The sequence below is a fragment of the Mesorhizobium sp. P2_C4 genome (assembly GCF_056404575.1).
Genome location: NZ_JBFUDT010000008.1, coordinates 84817 through 105471, shown reverse-complemented (window position 1 = coordinate 105471; position 20655 = coordinate 84817). Strand labels below are relative to the sequence as shown.

Below are 20655 nucleotides of genomic sequence, written 5' to 3'. Positions count from 1 at the left end.
GAATTTGTCACCGGCATCGCCAATATTGATGGGTTCAGCACCTGGATCCCAATGGACTCATGGGTTGGAACATCCAGGTTGCGGAGACACGGAACTCGACGAACTCGATGCCCTTCGGCCTGCCTTGATCCAACGGTCGGTTCAAAGCCGCAGACCGGCAAAGAGGGCATTCACGTCACCCCGCAGGAAGCCGGGACCTTCCGCGTTGGCTACCTCTGCGATCATCCTCTTCAGGTCCTGATCCGCCAGATGCGCCGCCCACCAGACCGGACCGCCGGTCCAGCGCGGAAAGCCGTAGCCATGGATCAGCGCGACATCGATATCCGACGCCCGGCGCGCGACGTCTTCGGCTAGCAGCCGGGCACCTTCGTTCACCATCGCCCCAATGCACCGTGCGCGGATTTCGTCGTCGGTGATGAGGCGGGGACGTATTCCCGCCGACTTTCGCGACGCTTCGAGATAGGCCTCCAGCGCGGTGTCCGCTTCAGCGTGGCCGCTCGCGTAATCATAATAACCTGCTCCCGTCTTGCGACCGAGGCGGCCCGCCTCGCACAACCGGTCCAGGACGTCGACATATCGCACGGACTGGTCGCGCGACGTTGCCCGCGCCTTGCGCATGCGCCACGCAATGTCGAGCCCAGACAGGTCGGCCACCGCGAAAGGGCCCATCGCCATGCCGAAATCCGTCATGGCGAGATCGACCGCCTGCGGCGAAGCCCCGTCCTGGATCAGGAACTCGGCATGACGCCGATAGGCGTTGTAAACGCGGTTCCCGATGAAGCCATCGGCGTTGCGAGCGATCACGACCTGCTTGCCGAGCCTTTTCGCCAACGCGAGCGCCGTTGCCAGCGTTTGCGCGTCAGATCGAGCGCCTCTGACCACTTCGAGCAGCTTCATGACGTGGGCGGGAGCGAAGAAGTGCAGCCCCAGGAAGCGTTCAGGATTGGGTAGAGCCTCGGCCATCTCATCGATGTCGAGATAGGACGTATTCGTCGCAACGATCGCCTCGGGAGCGATGATAGCGCCGAGACGGGCGAGCAGCTCCCGTTTAACCGCGATATCCTCGAATACGGCCTCGATGACCAAATCCGCGCCAGCAGCATCGGACAGGTCTGCCGACGCCGTCAGTGCGGCGGCTTGGCGGGCGGCCGCGGCGTCGTCAATGCGCCCGCGCCTGAGATCGTCGGTGCGCAGTCCCGCGATCCGCCCCACGCCGGTCGTGAGTGCGTCCCCGTTCCGCTCCATGAGGATCACCTGGTAGCCGCTCGAAAGAAGCGCGTGCGCAATCGCGGCGCCCATGGTTCCGCCACCGACGACGCCCACGCAGCCAATCGGCAATGCAACGGCATCGGTGCTTTCCGAGCGGCTCGCATCCCGCTCGGCAAAGAAGACATGGCGAAGCGCGAAGGCTTCAGGCGACATACGGATGTCCTGGAAAACAGCCCGCTCTTCAGCCAAAGCCTGCCGGAAGGGTTTTTCCGCGGCACACAGGACCAGCTCCGCTGCCTTGACGGCCGCTGGCCTGCGTCGCGCACGGGCGACGACGTTGTCGCGCACCACGCGCGCCTCGCCGCCATCGAAATCCGGTATCGGCATCTCAGCGACACGGCGTTTGCCGGAACAGCGACGAAGCACCGCCATCGTATCATCGAGCAGGTCGCCTTCGCTGATGGCGTCGATAATGCCCAGTGACAGCGCCTCCTCGGCTTTTACGCGCCGTGCGGAGACAGCAAGCTCCAAGGCGACCGGAACGCCTGTCAGCCGCGGCAAGCGCTGGGTGCCGCCAGCGCCGGGAACCAGCCCAAGGCCGACTTCCGGCAACCCAAGGACCGCGCTACGGTCAGCGACGCGAACATCGCAGCCGAGCGCCAATTCAAAACCGCCGCCTAGGGCCGCCCCGTGGATGGCGGCCGCAACGGGGATCTCGAGATTTTCGATCGCCTCAATTACAGCCGGGAGCTGCGGCTCGGAGAGCGGTTCGCCGAACTCCTTTATGTCCGATCCGGACACAAACGTTTTGCCTGCCCCGATCAGCACCACGCCCTTAAGCGCCGTATCCAACGCGATAGCGGCGATCGCCGCGACCAGCCCCTTGCGCACGGCGTGAGAACCAGCATTCACAGGAGGGTTGTTGATGGTAACAATCGCCAACTCCTCAACTTTTCTCCAACTGATCACGCTAGATAGACCTCTTAGGCCTTTAGGTCTTCGGAGTTGATCGGCAATGTCCGGACACGCTTCCCTGTTGCTAGGAAGATCGCATTGGTGACGGCTGGAAACACCGCCGAGGTTGCCGCTTCACCTATACCTCCTGGCGGCTCCGCGCTCGGGACGATATACGTTTCAACGTGGGGTGCCTCGTCGATGCGGAGCGGCAGATAATTGTCGAAATTGCTTTGTTCGACGCGGCCATCCTTGAAGGTAATCGCGCCATAGAGTGCGGCAGTGAGTCCGTAGAGCGCGCCGCCTTCCATCTGGGCCGCAATCGTGTCGGGATTTACCGTTAGTCCGCAGTCCACAGCTGTAACGATGCGTGTCACCTTGACGGCACCGTTCGGCGCGACGGTTGCTTCAGCAATGATCGCGAGATAGGAGCCGAATGCGAACTGCACAGCGACACCCCTGCCCTGCCTGGCTGATAGTGGCCTACCCCACCCGGCCTTTTCTGCAGCCAGCTCCAAGACCTTCAGCGCACGCGGATTTTCCGTCAGTAGCCGTTTGCGGTACTCGACTGGATCGACTTTCGCTGCAGCGGCGAGCTCATCCACGAAACTTTCGACCATGAACACGTTATGCGAGGGCCCAACACCGCGCCACCAACTCGTGAGAACACCCTGTGGCTCAACCTGGTTGAATTCAACTTGAATCGCGGGAAGCTTGTACGGTGGATGGGCTGCCCCTTCCACGCCATCGGGATCCACGCCGTTCTTCATTGCGGGTGGGAAGATCCGGGCAAAAATCGACGATCCGGAGACACGATGCGTCCAGGCGACCGGGTTTCCCTGGGCATCAATTCCGCCTGACATACGGTCGTAGTAGTGTGGCCGGTAATAGCCATGCTGAATATCTTCCTCGCGACTCCAGATAACCTTGACCGGACCGTTGACCTGCATCGCCACTTTCACAGCATGGATGATGCCATCGACTTCGAGTCGGCGGCCAAAGCCGCCGCCGACTATATGGTTGTTGATTATGATCTTCTCGGGGGCGAGACCGGTGACGGCGGCGGCGGCCTCTTTGGCCGCGGAAAGGTTCTGAGTTCCGACCCAAAGTTCGCACGCATCCTTGCGCACGTGAACCGTGCAGTTCATCGGCTCCATTGCGGCGTGGGAAAGAAAAGGCAATTGATAAACGGCGTCGATCCGCTGCGCGGCACTCGCCAGCGCCGCTGTCACATCGCCTTCGCTCCGTGCAATGGCGCCGGCTTTGCGGGATTCCTGATCCAGATGCTCGACGATATCGGAGCTGGAAACGTGTGCGTTTGGGCCGTCGTCCCACTCGATCGCCGCCGCCTCAAGCCCTTTTTTGGCAGCTCCGGTGTGATCCGCCACGACCGCTACTGCGCCGTCGGTCTGCACGACCTGATGCACGCCCTTGATCGCCAGCGCAGCCTGCTCATTGACAGACTTCGGCTTGCCACCGAGAACCGGCGAAATGGCGATCGCCGCGATTTTGGTACCGGCAGGAGATGCGTCGATGCCATACTTGAGCGATCCGTCCACTTTGCCTGGTGTGTCCAGACGTTTCGCCGAGGTTCCCAGGAGTTTGAAGTCCTTCGGAGATTTGAGCGTTACGGTTTCCGGTGGAGGTACAAGCAGTGACGCAGCAATATCGACCAACTCACCATAAGCCCGCTTCCGTTTTCCACTCTCATCGATAACGAAGCCATCTTCGGCCCGACACGTTGCGGCGTCTACTTTCCACTCGTTTGCTGCGGCCTGAATGAGCATGATGCGGGCCGTCGCACCGGCGGTGCGCAAAGGCGTCCAGAATGCGCGTATTGAGGTTGAGCCGCCCGTCATCTGACGCCCGAGCATTGGATTGGCATAGAGCGCCTCGTTAAGAGGCGCATGTTCGAACTTTACATCATCGAGCGCGACTTCCAGCTCTTCGGCAAGCAGCATGGCTTGGGCAGTGTAGATTCCTTGGCCCATTTCCACTTGTGGCATGACCAGCGTGACAAGACCTTTCCGGTCGATGCGGATGAATGCGTTGGGAGCGAAGCCCGCGGCAGCCGCAACAGAGAGCTCTGGGCCAAGTGCCAGATTGACGACGAGACCACCGCCAACGACAATGCTTGCCTTCAGGAAAAGGCGGCGGTTCAACTGCGGGCCGCGAGTACGGTTCGACATGATCTGCTTTTCCTTTACGCGCTTGCGCGCTTAATGGCGGCCCGAATGCGCTGATAGGTACCGCAGCGACAGACGTTGCCCGACATTGCACTGTTTATTTCGTCGTCGGTCGGTTTCGGTGTTTCGTTCAGCAACGCGGCGGCCGACATCAGCTGCCCTGACTGACAATATCCGCATTGAGGCACTTCAAGCTCGATCCACGCATCCTGAAGCGCCTTCCCATGCGCGACGGTGTGTAAAGCTTCGATCGTCGAGATCTGGCCTTCTCCGATGCTTTCCAGGGGAGTCACACAGGACCGAGTCGGCACGCCATCAACGTGGACGGTGCATGCACCGCAAAGACCCTGCCCACACCCGAACTTGGTTCCGGTCATGCCAAGCACGTCGCGAAGCACCCAAAGCAGTGGGGTGTCGCCGTCCACGTCCACTGAGTGCGTGCGGCCATTGATTTGGACCGAGATTGTCATGCGTGTGCTCCGGCTTCGACCTCTTGATCGGTGGACGATGGCTGTTTTATTGGCAGAGATAAACGTGCCATCGCTACACTGAATTTATAGCTGCACTAAACAATCTCTTGGGATACGGAAGCCCGTCCATGTCGAACCGGCCGACAGAGCCGGTTTGCGCTTGGTGCGGCAACGACTGTCGTCATGCACACCAATACCGTTGAAAACGTCGCTACATGTACCAGGACTCCAAAGAGGTCACCCCATGATGCCTTTCGCAGCTCGACGCCGCCGCTGGCGAAAGGCGCTGGAACAGCCCAGAATATAACCCAAGCTTCAACGAGCGCGCTCCCGCAGCTTCCTGGATGAGAGGCTTTTCGTTGGACGTCAACAGACCCAGCCCTTTGCTGCGGCAAACCGCTTTGCACTGGGCGATGAAGCGCCGCAAACCGGGTTCCAAAAGCACCAGCGTATCGGGATGAATCAGGCACTTTGGGACGAACCGAAAGACAGGGTCATCGACAGCCGCGGCTGATGCATCTCGATGAGGCGGGCACGCAACCCGGCAGCGACGGCGCCGGGGCTCCCGCCGAACAACCTGCGGAACTCGCGACTGAACTGCGAGGCGCTTTCGTAACCGACTTCGATAGCCGCAGTCTGTGCGGATGATCCGGCATTGACCATGAGGTCCCGCGCTTTGTGAAGGCGGATCAGCTTCTGATAGTGCAGCGGCGTTACCCCTGTCACGGCCTTGAACCGAGCATGGAAGGTAGAAGCGCTCATGCCCGACTCGCGAGCCAGCGCCGGCACATCGAAATTGACGGCATAGTCGTTGTGCATGCGCTCAATGATCCTGCCGATGCGCCAACGATTTTCGTTTCCCAAGGCGAAGCCGGCAAGAGCACCGCCGCCGGGCGTTCGCAGCAACAGATAGATCAGTTCGCGCACGATGCCGGGGCCCAGCACGCGCGCCCGTTCCGTGTCGGAGAGGGTTGCCGCCAAGCGCACCGCTGCCGTCAACACCTCAGTATCAACCGGCACGCCAGGAATTCCCCCCTCGTAGTCGGCAGTGGCCTGTATGTTGTCCATCTGGATCAACAACTCAGTAACGACGGACTGCGTGATCCTGATGGCCATTCCTAAAAAGGGCTCCTCGGAACTGCCCATCGTCTCGCTCTCAAACGGCATCGGCACTGCCAGGACGAGGCAGCGGTCAGCATCGTACACGTAGCGCCTGCCACCGAGGCTTCCCACCTTGCAGCCCTGGGCCACGATGAGAATGCATGGCTCATAGACGGTTGGTGCCAGGGGACGGTGCCGGTCCATGCGCATCAGGACGACGTCCCGAAGGCGTGTCGGCAAAAAGCCCTCTGCGTTCGCCTGCGTCAGAATGAGTAATTTGAGCTGTTGGATCATTTGTGTGCGCATGTGTGAAATGTGCACTCGATAATGGGAAGCGTGCAACCATTCCCGCTGCATTTCGGAGTTTTAGGCAATACCTTTGGAGGTTCAGCCCTACATGGATGTCCGCTCGATGGGTTAGCTCTCCGTCATCAATATGATCACGGAGAAAACACAAATGAGTTCCCTTCCCAAGACCTGGTTCATAACCGGCACATCGCGAGGCTTCGGTCGCATCTGGACTGAAGCGGCGCTGGCCAGAGGGGATCGGGTGGTCGCCACCGCGCGCAATTCCGAGGCGCTCGCGCCACTGCAGGAGCGATACAGAGAGCAGATCCTGGCCCTGCAGCTCGATGTTCGGGACAGACCCGCCGTCCAGGCCGCTCTCGCGCAGGGCCATGCGCATTTCGGCCGCCTGGACGTGGTGGTGAACAATGCCGGCTTCGGCGTCTTTGGGATGGTCGAAGAGGTCTCGGAGGAGCAGGCCCGCGAACAAATGGAGACAAACTTCTTCGGCGCCTTGTGGGTCACGCAGGCCGCCCTGCCCCTGCTGCGGGCCCAGGGCAGTGGCCATATTGTTCAGGTCTCCTCCATCGGGGGCGTCACCGCGCTACCGCAGCTCGGCCTCTACAACGCATCCAAGTGGGCGCTCGAGGGTCTCAGCCAAGCGTTGGCGACGGAGGTCCAGGATTTCGGTATCAAGATCACCTTGGTGGAGCCGACCGGCTACGCCACCGAGTGGGCTGCGGGGTCGGCGACGCATGCGGGATCGCTGGTCGCCTATGACGATCTTCGGGAGCGCCTTGCGCTGGGATGGCGTGACTTCCGTCCGGGGGACCCTGCCGCAACCGCATCTGCACTGCTAGCTTTGGTGGATGCGGAGCATCCGCCGTTGCGAGCCTTCTTTGGCAAGGGGCTGCTGGAAATGATGCAGCAAGAATATGCGCAGCGGCTGGAGACATGGTCGAGATGGCGCGAGCTGTCTGAAGCCGCCATGGAAGCCGTAGCCGTTTGATCGAAGGGTGGGGCCAGCTTGGAGCGTTTCATTCGTTCCTTCGGGATCGTCCAGACCGCATTCTCGAAATCGACCTCGTCCCACTCCGCTTCATAGGATGGTTGGACTGAATTCGCTTGACAAAGCGGTATATATTTAACATGTGTATTATGTAATCCATTAACCGACCTCCAGGCTAAGCGGCTGCGGGAGCCGGAGCCTTCAAGCACATGAGGATCCCATCAATGGACCTTCGCGACCCCTCGTTGCTGCGCCAGGCCGCTCTCGTTGGAGGGGACTGGATCGAAGCTGATCCGACACATTCCGTCCCTGTAGCGAACCCTGCGACCGGCGAGCTGGTGGGCTACGTTCCAAGGCTCGGCGCCACCGAAACGCGTATCGCCATCGAGGCGGCTCGCATTGCGCAGAAAGGATGGGCTGCGAAGACCGCCAAGGAGCGCGCCGGCATCCTGCGCAAATGGTTCAACCTGATGATGACGAACCAGGACGATCTCGGCCACATCCTCACACTCGAACAGGGCAAGCCGTTCGCCGAGGCAAAGGGCGAAATCGCCTACGGGGCGAGCTTCGTCGAATGGTTCGCCGAAGAGGCTCGTCGTCTCTACGGCGACATCGTACCTGGGCATCAGCCCGATAAGCGCATCCTCGTGATGAAGCAGCCGATCGGGGTGGTTGCGGCTATCACACCGTGGAACTTTCCCAACGCCATGATTACGCGCAAGGCGGGACCGGCTTTCGCCGCGGGTTGCGCGATGGTGCTGAAGCCTGCTTCGCAAACTCCGTTTTCAGCCATCGCGCTCGCCGTTCTGGCCGAGCGCGCGGGTCTGCCCAAGGGGTTGTTCAGCGTGGTGACCGGTTCGGCCAGGGAGATCGGCGGCGAGATGACGGCCAATCCAACCGTGCGCAAGCTGACCTTCACCGGCTCGACCGAAATCGGCGCGGAACTCTACCGCCAGAGCGCGCCAACCATCAAGAAGCTCGGCCTCGAACTCGGCGGCAACGCCCCCTTCATCGTCTTCGACGATGCCGACCTAGACGCCGCAGTCGAAGGCGCACTGATCGCCAAGTTCCGCAACAATGGCCAGACCTGCGTTTGCGCCAACCGCCTCTATGTGCAGGAAACCGTCTATGACGCCTTCGCGGAAAAGCTGGCGTCCGCGGTCGGCAAGTTGAAGACCGGGAACGGCTTCGATGAAGGTGTGGTTCTCGGCCCGCTCATCGATCAAGCCGCGTTGGAGAAGGTCGAGGAACATATTGCCGACGCGACTTCCAAGGGTGCGCGCATCATACAAGGCGGCAAGCGCCACGGCCTCGGCGGAACCTTCTTCGAAGCGACGGTGCTGGCTGATGTGCGCCCCGATATGGCCGTTGCCAGCGAGGAGACGTTTGGTCCGGTTGCGCCGCTCTTCCGCTTCAAGGACGAAGCCGACGTGATCGCCCAGGCCAACGATACGGAATTCGGCCTCGCCTCGTATTTCTACGCGAAGGACCTGGCCCGCGTTTTCCGGGTCGCCGAAGCGCTCGAATACGGCATGGTCGGCGTCAATACCGGACTGATCTCGACGGCGGAAGCGCCCTTCGGTGGCGTGAAATCGTCCGGACTGGGGCGAGAAGGCTCAAGATACGGCATCGAGGAATTCACCGAGATCAAATACGTCTGCCTCGGCGGCATTGCCTAGATAATTCACCCATACTCCAGCTGTTTTCGCTCCAAGGAGCCCGCCATGCCCGCGCCGAGGAACTTGTTCAAGCAGGCGTTGAGGGAAGGCCGTGCGCAGATCGGCCTGTGGCAGGCGCTGGCCAACCCCTACACCGTCGAGATATGCGCGGCTGCGGGCTATGACTGGTTGCTGCTCGATGCCGAACACGCACCCAATGACGTGCCTCTGCTGGTCTCACAGTTGCAGGCGATGAAGGGAACGGCGAGCCAGGCCGTGATCCGCCCCGTCGTCGGCGAAAGCTGGATCATCAAACAGTTGCTGGACATTGGTGCGCAGACCCTTTTGGTGCCCATGATCGAGAGCAAGGCCCAGGCCGAGGCGATGGTGAAGGCGGTGCTTTACCCGCCGCACGGCGTGCGCGGCGTCGGCGCGGCGCTCGCACGCGCTTCTGCCTTCAACCGCATTCCCGACTATCTGCAGACGGCCAATGACGAAATCTGCCTGCTGCTCCAGGTGGAAAGCCGGACTGGCCTCGCCGCGCTCGACGACATTGCCTCGACCGAAGGCGTCGACGGCGTGTTCATCGGTCCGGCCGACCTTGCTGCCGATATGGGGCATCTCGGCAAGCCGGGTGCCCCGCAGGTGCAGGCAGAGGTGGAAAAGGCGCTGCTCAGGATCCGGAAGCACGGCAAGGCCGCCGGCATACTGATCGGCGATCTTTCGCTCGCCAAGCGTTATCTCGATCTCGGCGCCACCTTCGTCGCCATCGGCAACGATGTGACGCTGCTCGCCGGTGCCACGACGAAGCTGCTGGCTGATTTCAAGGCCGCCGAACCGGCTAAGGGAATGGCCGACGTGAAGGTGTACTGACCGGCTGCATCATACGCCAAGGCCAACGGCGCCTATTACCAGGCCGCTCCGAGAAATCCTTTGGGTCGCCGCTTCAAAACATCGTGTTGGAATTGGCTGACGCCGCCTGCACGGACTGGATCACGTCCCAATGCTCGACAATCTTGCCGTCCTTGACGCGGAAGATGTCGGTCACCGACTGGCCGCGACCCTTTGGATCGTTGGTTGAATGCACGTGCAGCCACACCATATCGCCGTCGGTGGCGCTGCGCACGATCTCGGCCTTCGATTGCGGATTGTCCTTGAAGAACCCTGTGAAGAAGGAGACGAAAGGCTCCTTGCCGTCCGGCACTTCAGGATTGTGCTGCTTGTAGTCATCGACGATCACCTTGGCGCCTTCAGCGACATCGTGCCTGTTGAAGACGCGGTCGTAGAATTCGACCACCAGCTTTCGATTGGCCTCTTCCGCAGCAAGGTCGCGCGATGCGGCGGAGGCCGGAGCGGAAAGCGTCGCCGTGAACAGCAGTCCTGCAGAGACAAGCGATTTGAAAAGTTGCATTGATGTATTTCCTTCGGCTTCGTTTCAGTAGCCGACCGTGAAGCGCTGACGCACATGCACGGGTTTCTCGATCTCGTCGACCATCGCGATGGCATAGTCCTCGAACGAAATGCTCGAGCCTTTTTCACCAGAGAGAAGGGCATCCTTGCCGAGCCGAAACTTTCCCGTCCGCTCGCCCGGAACGAACATGGCCGAGGGCGACAGGAAGGTCCAATCGAGGTCGGTGACGATCCTGAGCAGGGTCAGAAATTCTGCCCCTTTCGTGGCTTCAGGCTTATAAATCTGAGGGAATTCGGGCTGGTCGACGAGGCGCTTTCCGGGCGCGACCTCAAGGCTGCCGGCGCCGCCGACGACCAAGTAGCGCTTGACGTCTGCCTGGCGGACCGCCTCGATCAGCATAACCGGGTCGCTGGCGGTAAAATGGACTGCACTGATGACGGCGTCATGGCCACGAAGCAAGGCCGCGAGGCCGTCTTTGTCGAATACGTCGCCCTTGACCGCCGAAACGTTCGGCAGCTTGGCAATCCGCTCCGGGTCGCGCGCGATGGCCCCGGTCTGAGAGTTCCTTTAGGATTCGTGCCCCTGCATTACCCGAGGCACCGATGAGAGCAACTTTCGCCACATTATACTCCAATGGTCCAATTATCGGACAAGGTCATGTTTGTAGACCTGAGTTAGCTATGATAATCCCGACAGACGCGCAAGAAGTCATCGCAGCCTGATCAGGTCAGTCCACGATGACCATCCGAGGAACAGGTGGAAATGACCGAGACGCAACCGTTCAGGTTCGAACAGCCCTGCCCGATCCGGGATGTTCTCGACCGCATTGGCGACCAGTGGAGCCTGCTGGTGCTGGAATCGCTGGAACATGAAACCAAGCGTTTCAGCGTCTTGATGCGTGAGATCGGCGACATCTCGAAACAGATGCTGTCACGAACGCTGAAGCGGCTGGAGCAGGATGGTTTCGTGCGGCGCACGCTCTATCCGCAAGTGCCTCCACGCGTGGAGTATGCGCTGACGGAACTCGGCAGTTCCTTCCTCGGTCCGATGAAGACCTTGGTCGTGTGGGCCGACCATAACCACCGGGCAATCGTGGAGGCACGACGCCATCATAGGGGCGATCCGCAGGGTGGCTGAAGCATTTGACAATTTCGAGGTCGCGAACCTGCATACGCCCGCAAGCCTTTTTCAATGAATTCGCGCGGAAATGCTGAAGAACCTCGCATTAAGCGACACAGCGGCCGCCGCCAGACCGACCAGAAATCCGAGCCAGATGCCTACGCCGCCGAGGCCCAGTGGAAACCCAAGCAACAGGGCAGCGCCAAAACCGACGCCCCAATAGCTCGCGATGGCCAAGAGCATCGGCACGACGGAGTCCTTTAACCCGCGTGCAAGGCCGGCACCGATTGCCTGTAATGCATCGAAGAGTTGAAACGTCCCGGCCACGACGATCAAGGGACCAGTTGCGGCGAGGACCGCTTTCGCGTCGAGAGAGGCGGAATCGATGAAAAGGCTGGCAAGGGCCTTTCTTTCCAGGACAAAAAGCATGCAGCTGATCAGCGCGAAACCGGATGCTATGGCGATCGCGGAAAGGCCGCACGACGAATGGCCTGCCTGTCGCCCCGTCCAGCCGCAAGCCCCACTGTCACGGTTGCGGCCTGCGACAGTCCGAGTGGAACCATGAATGCCAGCCCCACCAGCTGCATGGCGATACCGTGGGCGGCAAGCTGCGAAGTTCCGATCCAGCCCATCATGATCGAGGCGACCGAAAACAGGCTTATTTCTGAAAGGATCATCAGGCTGATTGGCACACCGACACACAGCACCTCGATCAGCGCGGCCCAATCAGGCATCCAGAGCCGGGTGTGAATCGCATATCCGAGACTAGTCTGCTCGCGCATGACATGGATTGAAAGAATGACCGCGAAAAGGACGTTTACCGAAACGGCAACCCAGGCAGCGCCCACAAGCCCGTAGGCGGGTGAGCCAAAATGACCAAGAGCGAATATGTAGGCACACACAGCATTGACGGCGACACAGACCAGGTTCGTCAGGAAGATCACCTTCGTTTTTCCCAGCGCGCTCAGGAACGCCTTGAGGACCATGAAGATCAACGCCGGTGCCATGCCAAGGCCTGCGATCCTGAGGTAGGACGCCGCCTTTGAAGCGATCTCCAGCTTCTGCCCGAGCAAGCCAAGTATCGGTTCGCAACCGATGAATAGCGGCATCACCAGGACTGCATAGGCGAGCGATGCCCACAGCCCCATTCTGTGAACCTGCGCACGTCACGTTTGCTACCCTGCCCGGTCGCCTGCGCCGCCAGTGGCATGACGGCGGTGGAAAATCCGGATCCGAACAGAAGGATGGTGAAGAGATATTGGGTCGCCAGCACGATGGCCGCCAAATCCTCGACGCCGATGTGGCCGATGATCAGGACATCGGTCGTGTTGATCGCGAGTTGAGCGAGTTGAGCACCGATCAGCGGCAGGGCGAGCCGTAACGTCGCGGCGAAATGGTCAGACCAACTGTCCGGCCCTACCTGCGTCGAAGCTTCCATGATCTGTGCGCCATGACGGTCGGCCGGGCGCGAAAGGCCGCAGCCTTTCGCCACCCAGCGGTGCGGAATTGATGGAGAACGCGCGACTACTGTCCGATCGCCTCGACCATCGGGGCCGCCAACGGCTGCGGGTAGTCTGTCTGGCTGAGGATCTTGCCGAACGCGCCGAAGGTGAAATGCGTAAGCTGGCCCGTGACCGGGTCTCGGCCGAGCGCCGCGCAATAGGAGCGCAGTTTGCCGAAGTCCAGGACCATGCCAGCCGCCATGACCATGACCTTCTCTGAAAATGTCAGCAGGTAAATATCGTCGCGCAGCTTGAAGACCTGGCACGGATCGACGTCGGCCAGCGGATACTCTTCGCCCTTCAGGCAATGCCAAGCATACCAGGATGCGTTGAGATAGATGTGTTCATAGACGTCGTCTTCGCTGTAAACCCACATGGCGCGGCGCCCGAACAGATCGCTGGTGTGGGAGAACTTGCCGCCGTTGAGTGGTTGGCCCGCGATCCTGCCAAGGGTGACGACCTGCTCGACCGCGGGCAGATTTCCGACCTTGGGACCGACGACATTGCGGATGAAAACGACTTCGCCCGAGGGCCAATCGACAATCATGCTGGTGGAGACTTCGGAATCGGCTGCATGACGGAACGCGATGAGGAACAACCCCTCGGCCACCTTCTGTGCCTCATACTGCTCGACGGTCGCTGCGCTTCCCCTGCCTGACCAGCGCAATTCGTTTTCGTCGATCAGATCGAATGAATGGGCCTGTCCATCCACCAGCTCAATCTCAAGCTTCCGTCCGGCCAGTTCTGCGCTGCGGGCGGCTTTGTTCGCGGTGAAGTTGGCTCCGAGCCCCAATGCGCTGTCGGAGGCGGGTTCGTGATGTTCAGCCATTTTCTGCATTCCTTGTAATCGAATTGGATGTGGATGAAATCGCCGCTACGGGACCGGCCGGGCCGATGCGCCCCATCGTTCTTGCGAGATCGTCGAAATCGAAAGCGTGTTGTCCAGCAAGGAGCGGGTGTAGGGGTGGTTTGGGTGGGTCAATACGCTTTCCGTGGCGCCTATTTCGGCCGTCTTTCCTCCGTCAAGGACAAGGACCCGATCGGCCAGGTTGCGGACCACGGCAAGGTTGTGGGTGACAAACAGCATTGCCAGCCCCTCGGCGTCGCGCAGCTCTATCAGGAGGTCGAGTATGGCTTCCTGCACCACAACGTCGAGCGCAGAGGTGATCTCGTCGCATACCAGAACCCTGGGCTTGCAGATCAATGCGCGGGCTATGCACACGCGTTGACGCTCGCCACCGGACAGGCGATCGGGCCGAAGGCTGGCTTGGTCGGAACGCAGTCCGACTTTCATCAAGGCTTCATCGATCGCCCGGCGCCGTGACATGCGCTCGCCCTTGATCAGATCGTAGGCCATGCCGATGCTCTCGCCGACGCTGCGGCGAGGATTGAGCGCGGAGAAAGGGGACTGAAAAATGTATTGAAGGTCGCGACGCGCCCGCAATGGCCGATGGCGCGAATACGGGTCCATTGGCACGCCGTCCAGTTCCACAAGACCGCTTTGCTCGACATGCATTCCGACGATACTCTTGGAAAGCGTGCTCTTGCCGGAGCCGGACTCACCGACGACGGCGAGACACTCACCGGCAAAAAGCTCGAAGCTCACATCCGAAAGCACCGGCAATCTTCCGTACCGCGCAGCCAGATTGGATACGCGCAGGACCGGCCCGAGCGATCCGTCGGACAGCGCGCCGTCTCTGGGTCTGGCGCATGCAACATCAGGCGCTGTCTGAAGCAGCTTACGGCTGTATTCATGCGCAGGTGTGCTGAAGAACGCAGCCGCGGCTGCCGATTCGACGATCCTTCCGTGCCGCATGACGGCAACGCGATCGGCAATGGCGGCCACGACCGCCAGATCATGGGTAACGTAGAGCGCCGCGATTCCGTGCCCTGTACACAACTGCTTGATGAGTTTGAGCACCACCGCCTGGGTTGCGACGTCGAGACCGGTGGTCGGTTCGTCCAGCACCAGCACGCCAGGTTGCAGCATCATGGCGATTGCAATGCCAAGGCGCTGCAACTGCCCGCCGGAAACCTGGTGGGGAAAGCGGGCTAGAAATGCCGGGTCGGTGGGCAGACCCACTTCTGCCAGGATGCTGATCGCACGGACTCGCGCGGTCGTTCTTCTCCACCCGTGACACAAGGCGACGTCCATCATCTGATCGAGGATGCGAATGGCCGGATTGAAGGCTGACACCGGGTCTTGTGCAACATAGGCAACTGCCTTTCCGCGCAGGGAACGGAGCGACCGCGGCGACTGCGACAGGATGTCGATCCCCTGGATCTCGACAGTGCCGGAGACAATGCTCGCGCCTGTTCGCGTGTGGGCCAGAAGGGCCGTGCTGACCGTGGTCTTGCCGGACCCGGATTCGCCGATCAGGCACAATATCTCGCCGGGCGAGATTTCGAAGCTTACATCCGAGACGATCTCGCGGCTGTCCTTGAGCGTAACGCAAAGGCTGCTCACCTTCGCACGCGGCGATTGCTCCTGTTTTTGATCGGCCATCATCGCGCTGTCAGCTTTTCGTATCATGCGCCGATCACGCCACGCCAAGTGGGCGCGCCGGATCTGCCGACATGCAGCCGAAGCAATTGTCCGGCCATGTTCTCCTCGTCGATCTTGCGGAAAGACGCGATCAGCAGACTATCGCCATCAAACACCAGATGCATGGGATGCCCGGGAATGGGATGAGATGTCACCTTGCTGCCATCCGCAGCCACTTCGTCGATCGAGCACGAGCCGAAGGATGCAATCCACAACGTACCGTCGTCACTGATGCGTATCCCGTGCGGTGTATGGCCGTCGGGCAGTTGCACGACATCCTCCAGGGTTCCATCGTTGCGCAATCGACGGATCTTCTCGGAATAGGACTCGGTCCAGACAACTGATCCGTCAGCTTCCACGACCAACCCGCAGGGAAAGGTGCAGCCGGTGTTGACCAGTAGCTCGGTGCTCCCATCGCCATTGACGGCAAAGATCCTGCCGTCGCCTTTGCGCTTGTGCGGCTCCCATTCCCAGATGTGGGAATCGGCGACGTAGAGGCGGCCATCCGCGCCGAAGGCGATGTCGTGCGGCGATACGATCGGCTCGCCCGCTACTTCGGTCAGAATCGTTTCCGGACCGACCTGCCCAGGCGACAGCTTTTGAATGCAAGGCGGAATCCGGTCATCTGCTGCCCAGAAATCACCAAGCACGCCTCCCGTGTGCGCGAGGTAGAATGCCTCGTCGCTTCCGCGAAGTATGGCAATCGGACCGCTCGTGACCTTGGCGATGACTTCGCGCCCGGTATCTGATGCATAAGCGACGATCTCGCCAGTCATGACATCGACCATCAGCAGGCGTCCGTCCTTCAAGGTGTCACCGCCTTGCGGCATGTCGCCGAAATTTTCGTCCAGAATCTCGATCGGCAGTACGCGCGTCATGCTGATTTTCCTTTGAGAGATATTGAGCCGCGCGGCATCGGCATCCGCTCGGTGTCCACACGCAGGCGAAGAAGCCGTCCAGGTCGCAGTGAATTGTCATCGGCGGGGTCGGTCGCAAATCCGAAATCGGTGATGTAGAGCCAACCTCGATCGAAGGCGCAGTTGACGGGGACACCGCCCGTCCTCACTTCGCGCAACGGCCGGCCATCGGGCGCTATGACCGTCACTAGCCCCGCTTCAAACGTCGTGATCCAAAGATTTCCTTCAGCATCGATTGCGACACCCTCTGGCGTCTGCCCTTGGGGCAGCCGGGTGACGACTTCCGTTTGCCCGCCTGGTCGCAGTCGTCCGATCGTTCCAGTGTAGGACTCAAGCCAGATTATGGAGCCGTCGGCCTCGCAGGCGATGCCGTTTGCAAACACCGGGCCGAGGTCGCGAATTTTTTCGGCCACGCCGTCCGAGCGAACGGCGTGGATCGCGCTCGATTGCGAGGGGTTTTCCGGCTGCCAAAGGCCGGAGTCGGTGAAATACAATCGTCCGTCCCTGCCCCAGACGAGATCGTTGGGGGCGAAATAGCCTTCGCCATCCGATGCCGAACAGATCGTCTGCACGATGGAGCCGTCCGGCGAGATGCGCTGTATGGACGGAGACATCGGGCGCGGCAGCCGGTGATCACCATAATTTGCTCCGCTCTGGGTGACATAAATCCAGCCGTCCTCGCCGACGGTCGAGCCGTAAGGCGCACCGCCCGTGGAGGCGAGAGTGACAACGGCACGGTCCGCATACCACACGCAAACTCGACCGCTGTCGGCCTCGACAAAGACGATGCCGCCATCTTCAAGAATGTCGGGCCCCTCCGGATGCCCCAACCCCTCGACTAGGATTTCCATCTCGACGGCCGCCATCACAGATTTTCCCCCACACCAAGGACCTTGCCCGCTGCTTCGGTCAGCGAGTTGACCGCAAGAGCGAAGGCCGCGATCATGATGATCGGGGCTAGCGTTCCCCATGGCGCGATCATCAGGCCGCTGCGGTTTTCATTGACCATCAGTCCCCAGTCGGCGTTCGGTGGCTGAATGCCAAAGCCGAGGAAGCTCAAGCCTGCGATCACCCCGATCGACCAGGTCAAAAGCGCGCCGAACTGCACGATCAGCGGCGTTGTGATGTTCGGCAGGACTTCCTTGAACAGGATCTTGTAGCGCGGCGTTCCGGCAAGCTCCGCCCAGGCGACATACTCCTGGTGAATGGCAGCCAGCGCCACGCTTCGGCTCAATCTCGTCACGGTCGGAAGCCATCCGATCGCGACAACCTGCACGATCAGGACTGGATCGTGACCCAGCATAGATAAAAACAGGATGACGAGGACGATCAGCGGAAATGCCAGCAGCACATCGTTCAGCCAGCCGACCGCAAGGTCCACAAGGCCACCGGTATAGGCCGCGAAAGTTCCGATGGCGGCGCCGAGCACAGTGGCGATCAGGCTTGCCAGCGTGGCCATCCAGACCACCGATCTGCCACCCCACAGGACACGGGAAAACGTGTCTTGCCCGAGATAGTCCGTGCCGAGCCAGGTGCTCGCGCCAGCAATGTCGAACGGCACGCCGACGATGTCCGAAGGGTCGTGGGGTGCAAACAGCGGCCCAAGATATGCGATGGCCAATATTGCGATGGTTGCAGCCAGCCCACCACGAACCTTCGGCGATGCCAGCAGCCGACAAGAGATTCCAGCTTCGCTTTGTTCGTTGGGCGACGGCGTCATCGGTCCCACTCGCTGGTGCGAAGCCTCGGGGTCAGCAGAATCGTCAGCAAATCCGCCACGAGGTTGAAAAAGACGACGCCGCTGGCAAAGATCAGGGTGACCGCCTGTAGGACAGGAAGGTCGCGAAAGCGAACGGCATCGTTCAGCAGGCCACCGAGGCCTGGATAGTTGTAGATGTATTCGATGACCACGACGCCGCCGAGCAGATAGCTCAGCATGAGGGCGCTTCCCTGAACCATCGGGACCAATGCGTTGGGAAGCGCTTGGCGCCAAACCACTCGCCATTTGCTGATGCCGCGCAGACGTGCCTGCACCACATATTCCGATTGCAGGGCCTCGATCATCGACGCCCTGGTCTGGCGTATGAGATAGGGCGCGGTGATCAAGACGCCTGTCAGAACGGGCAACACAAGCTTATAGGGCTGGGAAAAGCCGGTCTGGCCTGGCGATATCAGCGAAACCGCCGGAAAGATCTGGAAGACGAGCGTCGCCAGAAGAATGAGAAGGACGGTTCCAACGACGAAGTCAGGCAGCGCCATGAGGGTGAGGAGCGCCAGCATCAGCGATCGATCGAGAATGCCGTCGCGCCAGACCGCCATCGTCACGCCAATCGCGATTGACACTGGAATGAGGACGACTGCCGAAAAGACAAGCAGGGCCAACGAGTTCAGAAGTCGCGTGCCAAGCAATGCCGCCACCGGCTGTTTCGCCGCGATCGAGACGCCGAGATTGCCTTGGAGCAACCCGCCAAGCCAAGAGAAATACTGGACCGGCAGGGGCCGGTTCAAGCCCAGTTGCTCGCGTAAATTCGCAACAAGCTCGGGCGTCGCCTGACGTCCCAGGATCGTTTGCGCCGGATCGGACGGCAACGCCTGCGTCGCGACGAAAATCAGGATGGAAACCACGAGAAGAACGAGGGCGCCGCTCAGGATCCTGCGCAAAAGCCAGCGCGCCTTGCCACCTGACTGTATGGGCGTGCGAAAGGATGCGCTTGCCGGTTCAAGATTCGATGTCTTGCTCATCGCAGCGCACCAACCACCTCGTCACAGGTTGCAATTTCAGCGATCATCGACAGACCGCCATCCAACGCGATCTGATGCAATTGGGCACTCTGGGAGGCGGTGGCGTCGCTGACGACGACGACCCGGTAGCCGGTATCGCTGCCGAAGCGAGCGGTCGATTCCACGGAAAGATTGGTCCATGCTCCCGTCAGGATGATGGTATCGACGCCCATCGCCCTCAGCGTCTGATCGAGATCGGTTCCGGCGAAGGCACTGGCGCGCTGCTTTTCTACGACGAGATCGCCAGGGTCTACACTGAGCTCCGGCAGCATCTCGAGCCCGGCCGAGCCGGGCTGCAGATCGGGATCGTCGGCGATTTCGCGAAACAGCGCGCTGATCATTCCGCTGTCGCGCAAACCTCGCGGTCGGCGGTGATGGACAAAGACCACCGGGGTGCCTTTTTCATTCGCTGCCTGGCGCAGCCGCACGATGTGGGCAATCAGATCCTGCTCGGTCGCGTGCGGCTGTGCGTTGCCCTGAGGGCCGACGATACAGGCGTGCATGTCGAGAATGATCAGCGCGGCTCTGGCGGCGCTTATATCCTGCAAAGGCATGACGCATCTCCTCAAAAATCGATTGCAGAGCGGAAGACGGGCCCGGGACGGACATCGCACAGAACGGACTGAAGCCGTCCGACAAGTTGCATCTCCGGCCCGGACTCGTCATAGGGTCCGAGATCGGCAACATAGAGCTTGCCGTCGTGCAAGGTGCCGTTCAGAGGCAAGCCACCGGTTGGGACGAAATTGATCCTCTCGCCGCGCGGGCTGATGACGTCAAAACCTGCAGCCTCCAGCGCGGCGACCCAGAAATTCCCATTCTCGTCTATCTTGAGCGATTCGGGAATATGGCCCTCCGGCAGCGTACAGATCTGCGCGACCGCGCCACCCTTGCGCATGGACATGATCCGCCGAGTATAGCATTCGGCCCAGTAAATGGTCCCATCGGCCGTCAAGGCGATGCCACTTGGAAAGACATGGCCGGTGTCAACAATCAGTTCGGCCTGGCCGCGCGGCGAAATCCCGATGATTGCCCCAGGCTCGGTTTTTCCGCCCGGCGCCCAGGTGCCTGAATCCGTCATGTAGAGCCACCCGTCAGGACCCCAGGCCAAATCGTGCGGAGCCAGAAAGGGACGTCCCGCCACCTCGCGGCAGATTTCGGAGACCTTGCCCGTCGCCATGTCCAAAAATTCGAGCGCCGGCGGACGTTGGTCATCCGCGCGCCATGCCCCTGCCTGGCCGCCGTTTTGTGTGAAATAGATCCGTGCATCACTCCCCAGAATCACCGCATTGGGGCCACCACCGCAGTAGAAGAGTTCTGTGAGTTCGCCGGCGGCATTGCACATGGCGAGACGTGAGCGATAGGTCTCCGCGAAGATGACGGCACCGTCCGAGGTGACGTCCAGTCCTTGTGGGTGTCCCAGGTCAGTTGCCAAAGTGGTGGACTGGTATGCGAGCATTTGAACTATTTCCGCTTGCGTTCAAAAAGGTTGGCGGCATTTTCCGCATACG

At 60.7% G+C, this 20655-nt stretch carries 17 protein-coding genes and 2 pseudogenes; 4 read left to right on the top strand and 15 right to left on the bottom strand.

Annotation, left to right across the window (positions count from 1 at the left end; genetic code table 11):
• Nucleotides 1–141 precede the first annotated feature (141 nt).
• The 4 genes from AC1DX6_RS25525 to AC1DX6_RS25510 form a co-directional block, all read right to left on the bottom strand.
• Nucleotides 142–2151, bottom strand: coding sequence for a 3-hydroxyacyl-CoA dehydrogenase NAD-binding domain-containing protein (locus AC1DX6_RS25525; protein WP_477318465.1), 2010 nt, complete (start codon nt 2149–2151; stop codon nt 142–144).
• 41 nt (nt 2152–2192) lie between these two features.
• Nucleotides 2193–4352, bottom strand: coding sequence for a xanthine dehydrogenase family protein molybdopterin-binding subunit (locus tag AC1DX6_RS25520; protein WP_477318463.1), 2160 nt, complete (start codon nt 4350–4352; stop codon nt 2193–2195).
• Between the two features lie 14 nt (nt 4353–4366).
• The gene (locus AC1DX6_RS25515) at nt 4367–4819 is read right to left on the bottom strand and encodes a (2Fe-2S)-binding protein (RefSeq protein ID WP_477318461.1); all 453 of its coding nucleotides are present in this window, start codon (nt 4817–4819) and stop codon (nt 4367–4369) included.
• A 462-nt stretch (nt 4820–5281) separates the two neighbouring features.
• Complete coding sequence (locus AC1DX6_RS25510; RefSeq protein ID WP_477318459.1) at nt 5282–6214, bottom strand: AraC family transcriptional regulator; 933 nt, start codon at nt 6212–6214, stop codon at nt 5282–5284.
• Nucleotides 6215–6377: 163 nt separating this feature from the next.
• Between AC1DX6_RS25510 and AC1DX6_RS25505 the strand changes: the two genes are divergently transcribed.
• The 3 genes from AC1DX6_RS25505 (at nt 6378) to hpaI (ending at nt 9745) form a co-directional block, all read left to right on the top strand.
• The gene (locus AC1DX6_RS25505) at nt 6378–7214 is read left to right on the top strand and encodes an SDR family NAD(P)-dependent oxidoreductase (protein WP_477318457.1); all 837 of its coding nucleotides are present in this window, start codon (nt 6378–6380) and stop codon (nt 7212–7214) included.
• 224 nt (nt 7215–7438) lie between these two features.
• Entirely contained in the window at nt 7439–8893 is a 1455-nt protein-coding gene (gene gabD / locus AC1DX6_RS25500; protein ID WP_477318455.1) for an NADP-dependent succinate-semialdehyde dehydrogenase, read from the top strand.
• A gap of 45 nt (nt 8894–8938) precedes the next feature.
• A complete protein-coding gene (gene hpaI, locus AC1DX6_RS25495) occupies nt 8939–9745 on the top strand; it encodes a 4-hydroxy-2-oxoheptanedioate aldolase (RefSeq protein WP_477318453.1) in 807 nt (268 codons plus the stop codon).
• A gap of 73 nt (nt 9746–9818) precedes the next feature.
• On the opposite strand, the gene AC1DX6_RS25490 is transcribed toward hpaI, so the two are convergent.
• Together AC1DX6_RS25490 and AC1DX6_RS25485 are read right to left on the bottom strand one after the other, a co-directional pair.
• Complete coding sequence (locus AC1DX6_RS25490) at nt 9819–10283, bottom strand: nuclear transport factor 2 family protein (protein ID WP_477318451.1); 465 nt, start codon at nt 10281–10283, stop codon at nt 9819–9821.
• A gap of 24 nt (nt 10284–10307) precedes the next feature.
• A pseudogene (locus AC1DX6_RS25485) lies at nt 10308–10905 on the bottom strand (NAD(P)-dependent oxidoreductase).
• A gap of 140 nt (nt 10906–11045) precedes the next feature.
• Between AC1DX6_RS25485 and AC1DX6_RS25480 the strand changes: the two are divergent.
• Nucleotides 11046–11420, top strand: coding sequence for a winged helix-turn-helix transcriptional regulator (locus AC1DX6_RS25480; RefSeq protein ID WP_477318449.1), 375 nt, complete (start codon nt 11046–11048; stop codon nt 11418–11420).
• 51 nt (nt 11421–11471) lie between these two features.
• Here AC1DX6_RS25480 and AC1DX6_RS25475 read toward each other — a convergent pair.
• The 9 genes and pseudogenes from AC1DX6_RS25475 to AC1DX6_RS25435 all read right to left on the bottom strand — a co-directional run bounded on the left by AC1DX6_RS25475 (nt 11472) and on the right by AC1DX6_RS25435 (nt 20603).
• A pseudogene (locus AC1DX6_RS25475) lies at nt 11472–12840 on the bottom strand (MATE family efflux transporter).
• 86 nt (nt 12841–12926) lie between these two features.
• The gene (locus AC1DX6_RS25470) at nt 12927–13733 is read right to left on the bottom strand and encodes a MoaF C-terminal domain-containing protein (RefSeq protein WP_477318447.1); all 807 of its coding nucleotides are present in this window, start codon (nt 13731–13733) and stop codon (nt 12927–12929) included.
• Nucleotides 13734–13778: 45 nt separating this feature from the next.
• On the bottom strand, nt 13779–15437 hold the full coding sequence (locus AC1DX6_RS25465) for an ABC transporter ATP-binding protein (RefSeq protein ID WP_477318445.1): 1659 nt from the start codon (nt 15435–15437) through the stop codon (nt 13779–13781).
• Nucleotides 15434–16327: an SMP-30/gluconolactonase/LRE family protein gene (locus AC1DX6_RS25460; protein ID WP_477318443.1), complete on the bottom strand. Its 894-nt coding sequence runs from the start codon at nt 16325–16327 to the stop codon at nt 15434–15436. The genes AC1DX6_RS25465 and AC1DX6_RS25460 overlap by 4 nt, the downstream gene beginning before the upstream one ends.
• Nucleotides 16324–17232, bottom strand: a complete 909-nt coding sequence (locus AC1DX6_RS25455) for an SMP-30/gluconolactonase/LRE family protein (RefSeq protein WP_477318441.1) — start codon at nt 17230–17232, stop codon at nt 16324–16326. Before AC1DX6_RS25455 ends, AC1DX6_RS25460 begins: the two co-directional genes overlap by 4 nt.
• Nucleotides 17232–17987, bottom strand: a complete 756-nt coding sequence (locus tag AC1DX6_RS25450; protein ID WP_477318439.1) for an ABC transporter permease — start codon at nt 17985–17987, stop codon at nt 17232–17234. Before AC1DX6_RS25450 ends, AC1DX6_RS25455 begins: the two co-directional genes overlap by 1 nt.
• Before the next feature lie 95 nt (nt 17988–18082).
• Complete coding sequence (locus AC1DX6_RS25445) at nt 18083–19108, bottom strand: ABC transporter permease (RefSeq protein WP_477318437.1); 1026 nt, start codon at nt 19106–19108, stop codon at nt 18083–18085.
• Nucleotides 19105–19701, bottom strand: a complete 597-nt coding sequence (locus AC1DX6_RS25440; RefSeq protein WP_477318435.1) for a cysteine hydrolase family protein — start codon at nt 19699–19701, stop codon at nt 19105–19107. The genes AC1DX6_RS25445 and AC1DX6_RS25440 overlap by 4 nt, the downstream gene beginning before the upstream one ends.
• An 11-nt stretch (nt 19702–19712) precedes the next feature.
• Complete coding sequence (locus AC1DX6_RS25435; RefSeq protein WP_477318433.1) at nt 19713–20603, bottom strand: SMP-30/gluconolactonase/LRE family protein; 891 nt, start codon at nt 20601–20603, stop codon at nt 19713–19715.
• Nucleotides 20604–20655: the final 52 nt, after the last annotated feature.

Bases quoted from the DNA above. Each gene is read 5' to 3' on its own strand.
- gabD (WP_477318455.1), top strand. From the start codon at position 7,439: ATGGACCTTCGCGACCCCTCGTTGCTGCGCCAGGCCGCTCTCGTTGGA.
- AC1DX6_RS25480 (WP_477318449.1), top strand. From the start codon at position 11,046: ATGACCGAGACGCAACCGTTCAGGTTCGAACAGCCCTGCCCGATCCGG.
- AC1DX6_RS25505 (WP_477318457.1), top strand. From the start codon at position 6,378: ATGAGTTCCCTTCCCAAGACCTGGTTCATAACCGGCACATCGCGAGGC.
- AC1DX6_RS25520 (WP_477318463.1), bottom strand. From the start codon at position 4,352: ATGTCGAACCGTACTCGCGGCCCGCAGTTGAACCGCCGCCTTTTCCTG.
- AC1DX6_RS25490 (WP_477318451.1), bottom strand. From the start codon at position 10,283: ATGCAACTTTTCAAATCGCTTGTCTCTGCAGGACTGCTGTTCACGGCG.
- AC1DX6_RS25435 (WP_477318433.1), bottom strand. From the start codon at position 20,603: ATGCTCGCATACCAGTCCACCACTTTGGCAACTGACCTGGGACACCCA.
- AC1DX6_RS25460 (WP_477318443.1), bottom strand. From the start codon at position 16,327: ATGACGCGCGTACTGCCGATCGAGATTCTGGACGAAAATTTCGGCGAC.
- AC1DX6_RS25440 (WP_477318435.1), bottom strand. From the start codon at position 19,701: ATGCCTTTGCAGGATATAAGCGCCGCCAGAGCCGCGCTGATCATTCTC.
- hpaI (WP_477318453.1), top strand. From the start codon at position 8,939: ATGCCCGCGCCGAGGAACTTGTTCAAGCAGGCGTTGAGGGAAGGCCGT.
- AC1DX6_RS25510 (WP_477318459.1), bottom strand. From the start codon at position 6,214: ATGATCCAACAGCTCAAATTACTCATTCTGACGCAGGCGAACGCAGAG.
- AC1DX6_RS25515 (WP_477318461.1), bottom strand. From the start codon at position 4,819: ATGACAATCTCGGTCCAAATCAATGGCCGCACGCACTCAGTGGACGTG.
- AC1DX6_RS25465 (WP_477318445.1), bottom strand. From the start codon at position 15,437: ATGATACGAAAAGCTGACAGCGCGATGATGGCCGATCAAAAACAGGAG.
- AC1DX6_RS25470 (WP_477318447.1), bottom strand. From the start codon at position 13,733: ATGGCTGAACATCACGAACCCGCCTCCGACAGCGCATTGGGGCTCGGA.
- AC1DX6_RS25455 (WP_477318441.1), bottom strand. From the start codon at position 17,232: ATGGCGGCCGTCGAGATGGAAATCCTAGTCGAGGGGTTGGGGCATCCG.
- AC1DX6_RS25445 (WP_477318437.1), bottom strand. From the start codon at position 19,108: ATGAGCAAGACATCGAATCTTGAACCGGCAAGCGCATCCTTTCGCACG.